The organism is Xanthomonas arboricola (assembly GCF_003353015.1).
In the GTDB taxonomy this organism is placed as follows: Bacteria; Pseudomonadota; Gammaproteobacteria; order Xanthomonadales; family Xanthomonadaceae; genus Xanthomonas; species Xanthomonas arboricola_E.
In genome coordinates, this window is sequence record NZ_QREM01000009.1 from 1,112,755 (window position 1) to 1,128,274 (window position 15,520).

The 15,520-nt window shown below is 67.0% G+C and carries 9 protein-coding genes; 5 read left to right on the plus strand and 4 right to left on the minus strand.

The window, feature by feature from the left end; genetic code table 11:
• Positions 1–28 precede the first annotated feature (28 nt).
• The 4 genes from C0541_RS15390 to C0541_RS15415 form a co-directional block, all read right to left on the minus strand.
• Complete coding sequence (locus C0541_RS15390; protein WP_115050396.1) at positions 29–844, minus strand: DUF3014 domain-containing protein; 816 nt, start codon at positions 842–844, stop codon at positions 29–31.
• A gap of 1,059 nt (positions 845–1,903) precedes the next feature.
• Positions 1,904–3,073: a lysozyme inhibitor LprI family protein gene (locus C0541_RS15405; protein WP_115049619.1), complete on the minus strand. Its 1,170-nt coding sequence runs from the start codon at positions 3,071–3,073 to the stop codon at positions 1,904–1,906.
• Complete coding sequence (locus C0541_RS15410; protein WP_115049621.1) at positions 3,070–4,671, minus strand: hypothetical protein; 1,602 nt, start codon at positions 4,669–4,671, stop codon at positions 3,070–3,072. The genes C0541_RS15405 and C0541_RS15410 overlap by 4 nt, the downstream gene beginning before the upstream one ends.
• Positions 4,672–4,830: 159 nt before the next feature.
• Complete coding sequence (locus C0541_RS15415) at positions 4,831–5,304, minus strand: DUF3574 domain-containing protein (RefSeq protein WP_161960129.1); 474 nt, start codon at positions 5,302–5,304, stop codon at positions 4,831–4,833.
• A gap of 227 nt (positions 5,305–5,531) precedes the next feature.
• On the opposite strand from C0541_RS15415, the gene C0541_RS15420 reads away from it, so the two are divergent.
• The 5 genes from C0541_RS15420 (at position 5,532) to C0541_RS15440 (ending at position 15,265) form a co-directional block, all read left to right on the plus strand.
• Positions 5,532–7,967, plus strand: coding sequence for a TonB-dependent receptor plug domain-containing protein (locus C0541_RS15420; protein ID WP_115050398.1), 2,436 nt, complete (start codon positions 5,532–5,534; stop codon positions 7,965–7,967).
• Between the two features lie 268 nt (positions 7,968–8,235).
• A complete protein-coding gene (otsB, locus tag C0541_RS15425) occupies positions 8,236–8,994 on the plus strand; it encodes a trehalose-phosphatase (RefSeq protein ID WP_115049623.1) in 759 nt (252 codons plus the stop codon).
• A gap of 50 nt (positions 8,995–9,044) precedes the next feature.
• A complete protein-coding gene (locus tag C0541_RS15430; RefSeq protein WP_115049661.1) occupies positions 9,045–10,823 on the plus strand; it encodes a glycoside hydrolase family 15 protein in 1,779 nt (592 codons plus the stop codon).
• Complete coding sequence (gene otsA / locus C0541_RS15435) at positions 10,820–12,187, plus strand: alpha,alpha-trehalose-phosphate synthase (UDP-forming) (protein WP_115049663.1); 1,368 nt, start codon at positions 10,820–10,822, stop codon at positions 12,185–12,187. Before C0541_RS15430 ends, otsA begins: the two co-directional genes overlap by 4 nt.
• Positions 12,188–12,826: 639 nt before the next feature.
• A complete protein-coding gene (locus C0541_RS15440; protein ID WP_193725948.1) occupies positions 12,827–15,265 on the plus strand; it encodes a glucose/quinate/shikimate family membrane-bound PQQ-dependent dehydrogenase in 2,439 nt (812 codons plus the stop codon).
• Positions 15,266–15,520: the final 255 nt, after the last annotated feature.

Here is a 15,520-nt window from a genome sequence, read left to right on the forward strand (position 1 = left end):
CCTTATCCCCGCGCCACCACACGCCGCCTCAACGTCCCTGCAGCAATGCCGCGCGGATCTGCTGCAACTGTGCCTTCACTGCGGCCGCTTGTGTCGGCCCCAGCCGCAGCACTGCTTTCTGGCCGACCGACAGCGACTCCAGGGCGGGATCGACATAGCGATAGCGGCCACGCTCGTCGCGCTGCACCCTGATCGGCTGCGCCGGGTCCGGCGTGCGCAATAGATGATCGATCACGTCGATCACGCGGTCGTTGAAGTAACGATCCGGCGCACCCAGGTCGGCATACGCCTGCTGCAACAGCGGATAGAAACGCACGTAACTACGCACCAGCGCCTGCGCATCCACCTGGGTAAACGCTGCCACATAGGGCGCATAACGTGCCGCATTGGCCTGGTCGATCACTACACCGCCAGCGGCATCGGACACCTCGAACTCACCGGCCACCGGCTGCAGCACCGAGGCGCGACGGCTGATGCTGGGCTGGGTGAGATTGTCGATCATCACCACCACGCGTTCGATCAGGTGCTTGCGCAGCACGATCGACAACGCATCATCATTCGGTACCAACGCCAGCAAGGCCTCCCAGGCAGCTGCATCGCTCTGGGCCAGCGCAGGGATCGCCGCGTCGGCGGCATCGGCCGAGGGCTGCTGCACCGGATGGCGCGGCCCTGCCGGCGCCGGCGGCGACGGGGTCACCGCCGCTGCCACGGCGCTGGCGGTCTGGCTGATCGGCGCAGGCAACGCGCCAGGGGCAGTGGGTGAGCCGCTGAACAGCCACCAGGCGGCACCGGCCACCACCGGCACTGCCAGCAGCCACGGCCAGCGCGAAGACTTGGATTGCATCATGGAACTCCTGACATCGACACCATCCAGGGTATGACCATGCCAGATCGCGGTGGTTCCATCGATGTGCTGGCGATGCTGCAAACAAGCACTGAATCGAGGGCGCGGTGCCCTCACCGCTTGCGGGACACACCGTGAACCCATCCCTGGGGCTCGGTGGCGGCATCCATGCCGCCACACGGTCCCGCAACCGGCGAGGACACCGCACCAGACAGGTGGTCGGTGCTCATCTGAAAAGCTGTCTGTCGTGCGATCTGCATCAGACGTGGAGCCGATGCTTCACGATCGAACAAGGCGCACCCAGCACTGCTCTTCCATGCGCACNCGCGGGACCCTGAGCGGCATGGATGCCGCGCCGGAGCTTACAAGGACGTACTTGCAGCGTGTCCCGCGATGGTGGGCGGGCAAGGGCCCGGCAGCCAAGCCGCAGATCGATTGCTTTACCGCTAACCCATCCGCACGTCCCAAGCCCTCAATACGCAGCGCACAAAACAGCCAAGACTTGGAACGGTGAAGTTGTTCAGTTGCGGTCGGCTGCTCGAATCAACAGCCCGGTACGTCGAGGGCGCGGCGTCCTCACCGCTTGCCGGACACACCGTGAACCCGTCCCTGGGGCTCGGTGGCGGCATCCATGCCGCCACACGGTCCCGCAACCGGCGAGGACACCGCACCAGACAGTTGGCCGGCCCTCATCTGAAAAGCTGTCTGCCGTGCGGTGTGCATCAGACCTGGAGCCGATGCTTCATGATCGAACAAGGCGCACCCAGCACTGCTCTTCCATGCGCACCGACCCTCTCGACAGGTCCTTGCCCGCTCACCGTCGCGGGACCCTGAGCGGCATGGATGCCGCGCCGGAGCCTACAGGGACGTACTTGCAGCGTGTCCCGCGATGGTGGGCGGGCAAGGGCCCGGCAGCCAAGCCGCAGATCGCATGCTTTGGCTTTGGCGCTAGCTCTGGCTCATCCACATCGCCTGGTCTCGGACCAAGACGACCGGCGTTGCCGCATCAAGCGACGCCGCCGCCCGCCTGAAATCCGCGAGCAGGCGTGCCCACCGCTCTCAAGCTGCGAAATCCAGCCGCGCATTCACCCAGGCCGCCACGATCGCGGCGGCCGCCTGCTCGGCCTGTTTCGCAGGCAGGCGCTTCTCGCGCACAAGCCATGCGGCAGTGTCGGCGCGCACCTTCGGTAACAATGCGCGCACGGCCTTGCGCTGTGCCGTCGGCCAATCGCGGTCGTTTCCGCTCCAGGCGGCAATCGCCTTGTCCGGATCGTCGCCGTAGCGTTTGCGCAGTGCCGGGGTCAGATACAGCAACGGCGACACCGACGCGCGTAGCGCGATGATTTTCCACTCGGCGTAGCTGGCGTAGCGGATGGTGCCGGCGTCCTTGCTCATGGCCTCGATCAACCCGGCAAAGCCGGCATCCAGTTGCTTCCAGCTCGCCAATGCAAACAGGCCGCCCGGCGGCTCGCAGATGGGTGCGAACCCGTCGCGGGTGGAGCCATACAGCGAGCCGAACGCCTCGTACGCCGGCTCCCCCACTGCGGAGAAGATGAAGCAATGCACATAAGGGCGCTGATCGCGGTCGTCGCGCTCGATCCACATCCGCAACAACGTCAGGACACGGTCCTGCGGCTGCATGGCAGGCACGCCCTCCACATCGTCGAGCAGGGATGCGGCGAAGTCGTCGGCCTTGCGCAGCGCCTTGCGTGCGCTGTCAAACCGCGCATCCGCCAGCGCCGCATCCACGCCCGCAGCGGGAACGAACTGATGCAGATAGGCCAGCCACGCCGAGGCCAGCGGCGTGTCGTAGCCCTGCAACTGGCGCGCGGCTTCGGCCGGCGCGGCAGGAATCGCGGCGATGATGCGGTCCAGTGCCTGTTGCTGCGCAGTGAGCGCCCTGGCCAACGCATCGGCCCTGGCCTTCAATGTGCGTTGCAGGCAGTCGTCCAGCCTGGCGTCCTGCGCACAGGCATTGCGCTGCCGCAGCCAGGCGCGCTGCTGGTCGCGCACGCCGGCAACTGCATGCCGCGGCGTGGCGTCCAGCAGCGCCTGATAGGACGCGTCCAGCTGTTCGTCCAGCGTGCCCAGCGCCGGTACCGCGCACAGCCGTTTTTCCACCGCGGTGCCTGCCTGCTTGCAATCGAACGAAGCCGCCCAGCCAGCGCCGGCGCCCAGCAACAGTGCGCCCCCGATGACCACGCGCAACACACCCGAGCAGGATCTCATTGCACTGCATCCTTGCGTGCAGGCAACCATGAAAGCAGCAGCAAGGTCACTGCAAGCGCGACATAGGCACCGACGAACTGCCAGCTGATCGCGCGCGCCAGGCCTTGCAGCGACCACGGCAGATAGATGCCGCCGCGCGGATCCACCGAATGGATCAGGCCGAACAGCGTCAGCCCGGCAGCCACCAGCAGGAACACCGCGCCGCGTCGCAGCCGGCCATCGATCATCGCCACTACCGTGGCGATCCACAGCATCGCGGTGATGATGAAGCCGTTACCCAGTGCGAAGATCACCGCCAGCTCCGGCAGGCCGTGCCCGTCGAGTTTGGTGGTCAGTACAACCAGCTGATCCGGCGCGATCCAGCCCGGTGCCTTGATGGTCAGCAGGTACGCCACCGACGGCAGGAAGCCCAGCACCATCGCGCCGGCATGCTGTTTGGGCGTGGCCTGGAACGCCTGCGTGGTGATGTCGATCGAGACGTAGACGATGATCGGTGCCAGCACCGCCAGCGGCAGCCACTGCACCAACCCGGAGATCACACCCAGCATGCCGCCGATGCCGACGAACACGCCGGTCAGCAACGTGTAGCCGGAGCGCGCGCCCATGTGCTTGTAGGCCGGCTGGCCGATGTACGGCGTGGTCTGCGCCACCCCGCCGCAGACGCCGGCGACCAGCGTCGCCAAGGCTTCCACCAGCAGGATGTCGCGGGTGCGGTAGTCATCGCCCGCCGCGCGTGCGCTCTCGCTGACATTGATGCCGCCCACCACCATCAACAGGCCGAATGGCAGCAACAACGGCAGGTATGCCACCGTGGCCGGCAGGCCGTCGATGAAGCCCAGGTTCGGCAGCGGCAACACTATCTGCGGCGGCGTGAACGCAGGCACCGCAAAGCCCGGCGCTCCCAGGCCGGCAAGGCCCAGCCCGTAATACAACGCAGTGCCGATCACGAACGCCACCAGCACGCCGGGCAACGTGGTCGGCAGCCGCCCCTTGGCCAGCAGTACGTACAGCAGCAACCCCAGGGTGACGAAGCCGGCTACCGGCGAACGCAGGGTTTCCAGCAGCGGCAACAGGCCCATCAGCACCAGTGCGATGCCGGCGATCGAACCGAGCAAGGCCGCGCGCGGCAACGCGCGCGTGACTGCCTCGCCGACGAACGACAGCACCAGCTTGAGCAGGCCCATCACCACCAGCGAGGCCATGCCGAGTTTCCAGGTGGCGATCGCGGCCGCCTGCGGGTCCAGCCCCTGCGCCTTGAAGCCGACGAAGGCCGGGCCCAGCACCAGCAGCGCCATGCCGATGCTGGTCGGCGCATCCAGGCCCAGCGGCATCGCGGTGACGTCGTCGCGCCCGCTGCGTGCGGCCAGTCGCCGCGCCATCAAGGTGTAGAGCAGGTTGCCCACCAGCACGCCGAACGCGGTGCCGGGAAACATGCGCCCGAACACCACCTCGGCCGGGAACTGGAACATCCCGACCAGCGCCATCGCGATGAAGCCGAGGATGGAGAGATTGTCGACGACCAGGCCGAAGAAGCCATTGAGGTCGCCGGCGACGAACCAGCGCGGCGATGCCGCAGTACGCGAGGAAGGGGCCGACATGGGAGCCAGGAAACGTGGGGATCGGCCGATGGTAGCCGCTGCTCCGCATGCGCGACAGCGGCGCGGTGGATCAGAGCGTGTCGCCGCGATTGCACCTGCCGCTCCCGCCCAGCGCGGCTCTGCGCTGGCGATTCATGCCACTGCTCAAAGTGGCACCACTCAGAACGACACCTCCACTGCCTGCCGCGACCACAGCACCGACTGGTGCCCGGTGGCCTGCTTCCAGGCCAGGCGGATCGCCTCGATGTCGTTGCGCCGCTGCGGGGTGTCCTCGTGCAGGATCACCAGCACCTTGGTGCCCAGCCGGTTCGGCTCCTTGGCGCCGCGGAACAGCCACTGTCCGTAGGCGTCGAACACGGTCAGCCCGTCCGGGAAGCGCGGGGTCACTTCCTTGTCCAGGAACGCGCGCCATTGCCTGTCGTCGATGGTGCGGGTCTGCGGGCGATCGGCCGGGCCGGTCTCCTCGCCCACGCCGAAGTACAGCTCGCTGCGCACCCAACCGTGCGCCGTGGAAGGCCGCGCCGCGTCGCCCTGCAGGCTGGCAGTGGTCGACCCCGGCGCGCCGCCGGGGGTGGTGGCGCAGGCGGACAGCGCCAGCATGGCGGCAAGCAGGCAGGACGGCAGCAACTTCATCGACTTCTCCACAACGGGTACGTTCACGACGGATCGGGGGCGGGCTCATGCAGGGCCGGCATCAGCTGATGCCGGCGTGCGCGCACTGTGCCATCTCGCACGCGCCTGAACAACGCGATAATATCTCTCTATCCGGATGAATGTGGACGATCCGAACCCCCTTGCGCCCTGCCCGGCCGGATGCCGACCGCGCGGCGCGTTCGCAGTTGCTGTTGCAGGAGAGAGACATGACCCGCCCCACCCTTTCGGCCATCGGCCTGGCCGTCGCCGCCGCGTTGAGCGCCAATGCACAGGCCCAGCAGGCCGCCCCCGGCGCCACCACGCTGGACACGGTGATCGTTACCGGCACCCGCGCCAGCGACCGCACCGTGCTGGAATCGACCGTGCCGGTGGACGTGCTCACCGCCGAGGACATCCGCAAGGCCGGCGTGGTCAATGGCGAGCTCGGTAGCGCGCTGCAGGCATTGCTGCCCTCGTTCAACTTCCCGCGCCAGTCCAACTCCGGCGGCGCCGACCATATCCGCGCCGCGCAGCTGCGCGGGCTCTCGCCCGACCAGGTGCTGGTGTTGGTCAACGGCAAGCGCCGCCACACCTCGGCGCTGGTCAATACCGACAGCAAGATCGGCAAGGGCACCACGCCGGTGGATTTCAATTCCATCCCGATCAACGCGATCAAGCGCATCGAAGTGCTGCGCGACGGCGCCGGCGCGCAATACGGCTCGGACGCGATCGCCGGCGTCATCAACGTGATCCTGGACGACAACCCCGAGCGCGGCGAGCTGGAGGCCAGCTTCGGCGCCTACAACACCGACGTGGAGCCGATCAATCGCCGCCTCACCGACGGCCAGACCAGCTACGCCAGCGCCAAGGTCGGCAGCCTGCTCGGCGACGACGGCGGCTTCTTCAAGGTCGGCCTGGAGCTGAAGAATCGCGAGGCGACCAACCGCGCCGGCTTCGACCAGATCCCGTCGTTCGAAGAACAGACCCCGGCCAACCTGGCCCTGGCCGGCCGGCGCAACTACGTGCTCGGCGATGGCGCCACCAAGGGCCTGAACGCCTGGCTCAACACCAAGGTGCCCTTCAGCGCCAACGGCGAGTTCTACGCCTTCGCCACCTACAACCAGCGCGACACCGAAGGTGCCAACTACTTCCGCTACCCGGACGGTAGCGCCAACTGGCGTGAGATCTACCCCAACGGCTACCGCCCGATTTCCGAAGGCGAGAATCGCGATCTGCAACTCGTCGCCGGCGCGCGCGGGCAATGGGGTGACTGGGACTACGACGCCAGCGTCAACTACGGCCGCAACGACTTCACCTACCGGCTGCGCAATTCGCTCAACGCCTCGCTTGGCCCGGGCAGCACCACGCGCTTCAAGACCGGCGACTTCGCGTTTGCGCAGACCGTGGGCAATTTCGACCTGACCCGCGTGTTCGATGCGGCCGGCGCCACCCATACCTTCGGCACCGGTGCCGAGTTCCGCCGCGAGCAATACCGCACCCATGCCGGCGACCCGGCCAGCTATGCGGCCGGCCCGTTCACCGATCGCCCCACCGGCTCGCAGGCCGGCGGCGGCCTGACCCCGCAGGATGAGGCCGACCTGTCGCGCAACGTGGCCAGCGCCTACGCCAACGTCTCCAGCCAGTTCGGCGACAAGCTCTCCACCGACCTGGCCGGCCGCTACGAGCATTACCAGGATTTCGGCAGCCAGTGGACCGGCAAGCTCGCCGCGCGCTACGCCTTTGCACCGGCGTTCGCCCTGCGCGGGGCGGTCTCCAACAACGTGCGTGCGCCCTCGCTCAGCCAGATCGGCTACGAAGCCACGTCCACCGGTTACGACGCCGCCGGTCGCCTGACCCAGGGCCGCCTGCTGTCGGTCAACAACCCGATCGCCCGCGCGCTCGGCGCCACCGACCTGAAGCCGGAAAAATCGCTCAACTACAGCCTGGGCTTCACCAGCCAGCTGGGCGACCACTTCGACCTGTCGCTGGACTTCTTCCAGATCGACATCGACGACCGCATCGCGCTGTCCGAAGACATCACCGGCACCACGCTGACGGAGTTCGTACAGCAGAACTTCGGCGTCAGCGGGGTGCAGAGCGCCAGCTACTTCCTCAACGCCGCCGACACCCGCACCCGCGGCGCCGAGCTGGTCGGCAACTGGCGCCAGTACGCCTTCGGCGGCGACCTGCTGCTGACCGGCACCTACAGCTACGCCAAGACCGAGTTGAAGAACGTCATCGGCACCCCGGCGCAGTTGCTCGCCTTGAATCCGGACTACGTGCTGTTCGGCATCGAGGAGAGCAACACGCTTACCGATGCGGCGCCACGCACACGCGCCGCGCTGGCCGCCAACTGGAACAACGAGCGCTGGAACCTGCAGACCCGCGTCAACCGCTACGGCAGCGCAACGCGCGTGTTCGACTTCGGCGGCGGCTTCGTGCCACGCCAGACCTACGGCGCGGAATGGCAGCTGGACCTGGAAGCCGAGTACCACCTGGGCACGCAATGGACGCTGGCGATCGGCGGCCAGAACATCCTGGATAACTACTCGGACCGTTCCATCGACGACATCGCCTACTTCGGCAACCTGCCCTACGACGTGCTCTCGCCGATCGGCAGCAACGGCGCGTACTGGTACGGGCGGGTGCGCTACACCTTCTGATCGAAAGCGAGCTTAAAAGCCCCTCTCCTACGGGAGAGGGGTTGGGGTGAGGGTACGGGGCGAAGCCCTCGCAGCGTTGGAACTGCTTGAGGGTACGGGGCGGCGCCCCCGCAGCGTTCGAACTGCGCAAGGCTTCGCTCGTACCCTCATCCGCCCCTGCGGGGCACCTTCTCCCGACGGGAGAAGGACAGGCAGTCGTACGTGCCTGACCAGCACTCCTCGGCACTGCATAACCTGAATATCACGCCGCCTTGCGCACACTAGCGCGATGGCAGACGTGCACTCCCCCCTTCCGTCGCCGCCATTGCTGGACGATGCCTGCGCATTGTTTCTGGACGTGGACGGTACCCTCATCGACTTTGCCGACAGCCCCGAGGCCGTGCGGCTGCTGCCCGAGGTCCGCGTGGCCATCGGCCAGTTAAGTGACCGCCTGCATGGCGCGGTGGCACTGGTCAGCGGACGCCCGCTGTCGCAACTGGACGCCTTGTTCGCGCCGCTGCTGCTCCCGGCCGCCGGCCTGCACGGACATGAATTGCGCAGCGATATCGCTGCACGCGCGGCGATGCCGCCGGACACCTCCGCGTGGCTGCATGGCCTGCACCAGCGTGCCGCCGCACTTACGCACCGGCACCCCGGCGTACTGGTCGAGGACAAGGGCGTCAGCGTCGCGCTGCATTGGCGCGCGCAACCGCTCGCCGGCCCCGACGTGCTTGCCTTCGCGCAGCAGGAACTCGCCCAGCTGTCAGGCTATCGCCTGCAACCGGGCGACCACGTGGTCGAATTCGTGCCCGAAGGCAGCAACAAGGGCCTGGCGGTCGACCAGTTGATGCAGCACGGCGCATTCGCCGGCCGCACGCCGGTGTTCGTCGGCGACGACCTCACCGACGAATTCGGCTTCGAAGCGGCCAATCGCCTCGGCGGCTGGAGCGTGCTGGTCGGCGATCGCGCCACCACCAGCGCGCGCTTCCGCGTCGACGGCACTGCCGACGTACATGCGTGGCTGCAACGCAACGCGCGCCAGGCCTGAGCGCAGCGCGCCCCTCCCTCTTCTCTTCAAAAAAGGATTGTTCGCACTCCATGACCGAGCCAAACCTGGATCTGGGCGTCATCGGCAACTGCAGCTTCGGGGCATTGGTCGATCGGCAGGCACGCGTGGTGTGGAGTTGCCTGCCGGCCTTCGACGGCGACCCGGCGTTCTGTACGCTGCTGTCGCCCAAGCGCGAAGGCGGCGACTTCGCCGTGGAGCTGGAAGACTTCGCCAGCAGCGAGCAGCACTACCTGCCCAATACCGCCGTGCTGCGCACCGTGTTGCGCGACAAGCACGGCGGCGAGGTGGAAGTCGTCGACTTCGCACCGCGCTGGCGCAACAACGGGCGTTTCTATCGGCCCGTCAGCATCATCCGGCAGATCCGCCCGCTGGCCGGCAACCCGCGCATCATCGTGCGCGCGCGCCCGCTGGCCGACTGGGGTGGCCGCAGCCCGGAGACCACCTGGGGCAGCAACCACATCCGCTGGGTGCTGCCCGAGTTCACCCTGCGCCTGACCACCGATGTGCCGGTCCGCTTCGTGCGCGACGGCCTGCCGTTCGTGCTCAGCCACCCGGTCAACCTGGTGCTGGGCGTGGACGAGTCGCTGACCCGTTCGCTCACCGGCTACGTGCAGGAAGCGCAGGAACGCACCGAGGAATACTGGCGCGAATGGGTGCGCTACCTGTCGATTCCGCTGGACTGGCAGGAAGCGGTGATCCGCAGCGCGATCACGCTCAAGCTGTGCCAGTACGAGGACAGCGGCGCGATCATCGCGGCGATGACCACCTCGATCCCGGAAGCGCCCAATACTCCGCGCAACTGGGATTACCGCTATTGCTGGCTGCGCGATGCTGCGTTCGTGGTGCGCGCGCTCAACCGGCTGGGCGCCACGCGCACGATGGAGCAGTTCATCGGCTACATCTTCAACATCGCCACCGCCGACGGCACCATGCAGCCGCTGTACGGCATCGGTTTCGAATCGCAGCTGGAAGAGCACGAAGTCGAGACGATGGACGGCTATCGCGGCATGGGCCCGGTACGGCGCGGCAACCTGGCCTGGATCCAGCAGCAGCACGACGTGTATGGCAGCGTGGTGCTGGCGTCCACCCAGCTGTTCTTCGACCTGCGCCTGAAGGACCAGGGCGATGCGGACACCTTCCGCCGCCTGGAGCCGCTGGGCGAGCGCGCCTTCGCGCTGCACAACGTGCCCGACGCCGGCCTGTGGGAATTCCGCGGCCGCGCCGAAGTGCACACCTACACCGCCGCAATGTGCTGGGCCGCCTGCGACCGCCTGTCCAAGATCGCCGACCGGCTGGTGCTGCCCGAGCGCAGCGTGTACTGGCGCGAGCGTGCCGAGACGATTCGCGCGCGCGTGCTGGACGAGGCATGGAGCGAGGAACGCGGTCATTTCACTGACACGCTGGGCGGGCATCGCCTGGACGCATCGCTGTTGCTGCTGGCCGATATCGGCATCGTCGCCAACGACGACAGCCGCTTCGTGCGCACGGTCGAGGCGGTCGGCCGCGTGCTCAAGCATGGCGATGCGCTGTACCGCTACATCGCACCGGATGACTTCGGTGAGCCGGAAACCAGCTTCACCATCTGCACGTTCTGGTACATCGACGCGCTGGCTGCGATCGGTCGCAAGGAAGAGGCACGTGAATTGTTCGAGCGCATCCTCTCGCGCCGCAATCACCTCGGCTTGCTGTCCGAGGATCTATCGTTCGAAGACGGCGAAGCCTGGGGGAATTTCCCCCAGACCTATTCGCATGTTGGCTTGATCATTGCAGCGATGCGCTTGTCGCGGAGCTGGCAGGAGGCGTCATGAGTCGTTTGGTGGTGGTATCCAACCGCGTTGCAGTGCCCGGCGAGACCCGTGCCGGCGGCCTGGCGGTTGGCCTGTTGGCGGCGCTCAAGGAGCGCGGCGGCGTGTGGTTCGGCTGGAGCGGCAAGACCGTGCGCGGCGACAGCGGCGGCATGCACGAGCAGACCGAAGGCGACATCAAGTTCGTCACCATGGACCTCAACAAGCGCGACATCGATTCGTACTACAACGGCTTTGCCAATCGCACGCTGTGGCCGCTGCTGCACTTCCGCCTGGACCTGGTCGATTACGACCGCGCCACCCGCGAAGGCTATATGCGCGTCAACCGGCTGTTCGCCGAAAAGCTGGCGCCGCTGTTGAAGGACAGCGACACCTTGTGGATCCACGATTACCACATGATTCCGCTGGGCGCGATGCTGCGTGAGCTGGGGGTGGGCTGCAAGATGGGCTTCTTCCTGCACGTGCCGATGCCCTCGGCCGACCTGATGCAGGCGATGCCCGATCATGCGCGCCTGTTCAGCACCTTCTACGCCTACGATCTGGTCGGCTTCCAGACCCAGCGCGATGCCGAGCGCTTCAAGGCCTATGTGCGCCTGTTCGGCGGCGGCCGCATCCTGGATGGCGACATCGTCGAAGGCCCGGGCGGACGTCGCTTCAGTGCCGCGGCGTTTCCGATCGGGATCGATACCGAGTTGATCGCCAACCAGGCCAAGGCGGCGGTCGGCAAGCAGGCCGTGCGCGACCTGCGCGAAAGCCTGCGCGGCCGGCAGCTGGCGATCGGCGTGGACCGGCTGGATTATTCCAAGGGCTTGCCGGAACGCTTCCAGGGGTTCGAGCGTTACCTGGAGCGGTATCCGGATCAATCCGGCAGCCTGACCTATCTGCAGATCGCGCCGGTGTCGCGCGGCGACGTCAACGAGTATCGCCGGCTGCGCGGGCAGCTCGAACAGATCGCCGGCCACATCAATGGCGGGCACGCAGGGCCGGACTGGACGCCGCTGCGCTACGTCAATCAGAACTTCAGCCATGCCACCCTGACCGGGTTCTATCGTGCCGCGTCGGTGGGATTGGTCACGCCGCTGCGCGATGGCATGAACCTGGTCGCCAAGGAATTTGTGGCAGCGCAGGATCCGGAAAACCCCGGCGTGCTGGTGCTGTCGCTGCTGGCCGGCGCGGCCGACGAAATGAAGGAGGCGCTGCTGGTCAATCCGCACGATCTGGATGGCGTGGCCGACGCGATCGCCACCGCGGCGAGCATGCCGTTGGCAACCCGCATCGAGCGCTGGCGGGCCATGATGGATCATCTGCGCAAGAACAACATCAACCACTGGCGCCAGCGTTATCTGCAGGCGCTGGCAGATATCTGAATCCGGCTTGCCGAGCGGCCGGCACCATGCCATCGACAGAGATGCGCTGCGCACCGACAACGCATCCTTTCTTTTGCCATCCAAAGAACGTGTCGGCACGGCTAAAGAACGTGTCGGCACGGCGGATGCGGCCGGGTTTGCACCTATAACCGCACGCATCGTCTGAAAATGCGCCAGGCGGAAAACCCGGCTGCAACGCACCTCGGTTACGGATACCCACTCCCGGCATCACTGACCGAGTCAATAACCCGATAGGACTACCGCGATATTCTGCAGTCGTGGCCATCTGCGACTGCCATCAGCGCCGTCTGATCCCGACCGCAATCTGCGGCCACGCTGGATCCGGGTCATTCCTGCGCTGCGCATGAAGGCCCGATGCGCGGGTCTTCATTCCGTCACGGACACGAGCGTGGTTGCGGTCTAAAATATTCAGATGAGTAGCGCTGAGGACCCTGGGAGGGGCTGCGCGTTCATATCCGGACGTTCTTGTTTAGGACGTTTTAGTTAGATCGTGGGCCGCCCTTCGCCAGCCTGTGATCTTTCTCCCTCCACGACTCGCCACCGTCCAGCGGTGCCTGGGTCCTTCCTGACATTTCAAAAATGACTGATCAATCCTCAAAACGTGGACTAGGCACCTGGTTGCTGGTGGTCTATGCCGTGGTGCTCGCCGTGCTCGGTGCGGTGCTTGCCTACGAAGGCGGCCGCCTGGTTGCCGTCGGTGGTTCCTGGTATTACCTGCTCGCCGGCATCGGCCTGTTCCTGGCCGGCGTGCTGCTGGCGCTGGGCAAGCGTGCCGGCCTGTGGCTGTTCGGCGCCACGCTGGCGGCCACCATCGCCTGGGCGCTGTGGGAAGTGGGCCTGGATGGCTGGGGCCTGGTCCCGCGCCTGGCCTGGATCTCTGTATTGGGCCTGGTGCTGCTGCCGTTCTGGGGCGTGGCGCGTCGCCGCATGCAGCCGTTGTCGGGCGCCGGCTATGCCGTGGTGACCGGCGTGTTGCCGATCCTGGGCGCGACGCTGATCCTGTGGCCGTTGCTGGCACCGCGCAATGTCGAGCTCGCCGATGCCTCCAAGCTGCCGGCCGAGAGCGCGACGCCCTTCAGCCGCGGCAACGTGCCCAGCCCGGACGGCAACGTCGCGGCCAATCACGATGCCAGCAACTGGACCGCGTACGCCGGCTCCAACCTGTCCAACCACTACACCCCCGGCGCGCAGATCACCCCGGAAAACGCCAAGAACCTGAAGGTGGCCTGGGAGTTCCATACCGGCGACCTGAAGCCGGCCGGCTCCAAGCTGGGCTACGCCTTCCAGAACACCCCGCTCAAGGTCGGCGAACTGCTCTACATCTGCACCCCGACCCAGAAGGTGATCGCGGTGGAAGCGGCCAACGGCAAGGAGCGCTGGCGCTTCGACCCGCAGACCAATCCGAAGGCGATGGCCGGCGTTGCCGCCACCACCTGCCGTGGCGTGTCGTACTACCAGGCCCCGCAAGGCACCGCCGAGTGCCCGACGCGGATCTTCTGGCCGATGGTCGATGGCCGCCTCGGCGCGCTGGACGCGCAGACCGGCAAGCTGTGCAGCAGCTTCGGCACCAACGGCTTCGTCGATCTCAACGCCGGCACCGGCAACACCAAGCCGGGCTTCGTCGGCCCGACCTCGCCGCCGGTGGTGATGCGCGGCGTGGTGATCCAGCCCACCGGCCAGGTCCGCGACGGCCAGGAAGGCGATGCGCCGTCCGGCGTGGTGCGCGGCTTCGACGCGCTCACCGGCCAGCTGCGCTGGGCCTGGGACCTGGGCAACCCGGCGATCACGGCCGAGCCGCCGGCCGGGCAGACCTATACCCGTTCCACCCCGAACGTGTGGTCGCTGATGGCCGCCGACGACGAGCTGGGCCTGGTCTACCTGCCCACCGGCAACGCCTCGGGCGATTTCTTCGGCAAGGGCCGCACCCCGCAGGATGAGGAATACACCGCCGCGCTGGTTGCCGTGGATGCGGCCACCGGCAAGGAGCGCTGGCACTTCCGCACCGTCAACCACGACCTGTGGGACTACGACATCGGCCCGCAGCCGAACCTGGTCGACTGGCCGGTGGCTGGCGGCGGTACCCGCCCGGCGGTGATCCAGGCCACCAAGTCCGGCCAGGTGTTCGTGCTGGACCGCGCCACCGGTGCGCCGCTGATGCCGGTCAAGCAGATCGCCGTGCCGCAGGGCACCGATCACGGCGACTGGACCGCGGCCACCCAGCCGATCTCGCCGGGCATGCCCAACACCGTGGGCGCACCGAGCCGCGAGTACGAGACCATCGTCGAATCCGATGCCTGGGGCATGACCCCGTTCGACCAGCTGGCCTGCCGCATCCAGTTCAAGCAGCTGCGCTACGAAGGCATGTTCACCCCGCCGACCCTGCAAGGCTCGCTGGCCTTCACCGGCAACCACGGCGGCATCAACTGGGGCGGCGTCTCGGTCGATCTGCAGCGCGGCATCATGGTGATGAACAGCAATCGCCTGCCCTACACCCTGCAGGTCTACACCCGCGAAAAGATGAATGAGCTGGGCGTGGTGTCGGTGTTCGACGGCAAGAGCAAGACGCCCGGCTACATGGCGCAGAAGGGTCTGGCGTACGGCGCCCGCAAGGAGCCATGGATGTCGCCGCTCAACACGCCGTGCGTGGCACCGCCGTGGGGCTACATCTCCGGCGTGGACCTGCGCACCCAGCAGGTACTCTGGCGCCGTCCGCTGGGCACCGGTTACGACCAGGGCCCGATGGGCATCCCGTCCAAGACCAAGTTCGAGATCGGCACGCCCAACAACAGCGGCTCGCTGGCCACCGCCGGCGGCGTGACCTTCATCGGCGCGACCCTGGATGATTTCATGCGCGGCTTCGACACCCGCACCGGCAAGCAGGTCTGGGAGACCCGCGTGCCGGCCGGCCCGCAGGCCGCGCCGCTGAGCTACACCATCGACGGCAAGCAGTACATCGTGGCCGCAGTGGGTGGGCACGACCGCATGGAAACCAAGTCGGGCGACAGCGTGATCGCCTGGGCGCTGCCGGACGAGGCAGGCGCCAAGCCGGCAAAGTAAGCCGGCGCAGCGTCAGCAAGTGCGGCACCGAGAGACCGGCCATTGAGAGATGGCCGGTTTTTTTTTGGGGATTCGGGAGTCGGGAGTCGGGATTGGGGAATCGGGATTGGGGAATCGGGAAAAGCGCCTTCTCTGTTGCCTCTCTGGGGTTGGGCGGGATCGATGCCGTACTCGATTCCCGCTTTCCGCTTCTCGACTCCTGCTTTCCGCTCCTCGCCTCTCGACTCCCGACTCCCGATTCCCGGCGGACGGAGC

Excerpts from the sequence above, each read along its gene's own strand:
- C0541_RS15390 (WP_115050396.1), bottom strand. The coding sequence starts at position 844 with ATGCAATCCAAGTCTTCGCGCTGGCCGTGGCTGCTGGCAGTGCCGGTG.
- C0541_RS15405 (WP_115049619.1), bottom strand. The coding sequence starts at position 3,073 with ATGAGATCCTGCTCGGGTGTGTTGCGCGTGGTCATCGGGGGCGCACTG.
- C0541_RS15410 (WP_115049621.1), bottom strand. The coding sequence starts at position 4,671 with ATGTCGGCCCCTTCCTCGCGTACTGCGGCATCGCCGCGCTGGTTCGTC.
- C0541_RS15415 (WP_161960129.1), bottom strand. The coding sequence starts at position 5,304 with ATGAAGTTGCTGCCGTCCTGCCTGCTTGCCGCCATGCTGGCGCTGTCC.
- C0541_RS15420 (WP_115050398.1), top strand. The coding sequence starts at position 5,532 with ATGACCCGCCCCACCCTTTCGGCCATCGGCCTGGCCGTCGCCGCCGCG.
- otsB (WP_115049623.1), top strand. The coding sequence starts at position 8,236 with ATGGCAGACGTGCACTCCCCCCTTCCGTCGCCGCCATTGCTGGACGAT.
- C0541_RS15430 (WP_115049661.1), top strand. The coding sequence starts at position 9,045 with ATGACCGAGCCAAACCTGGATCTGGGCGTCATCGGCAACTGCAGCTTC.
- otsA (WP_115049663.1), top strand. The coding sequence starts at position 10,820 with ATGAGTCGTTTGGTGGTGGTATCCAACCGCGTTGCAGTGCCCGGCGAG.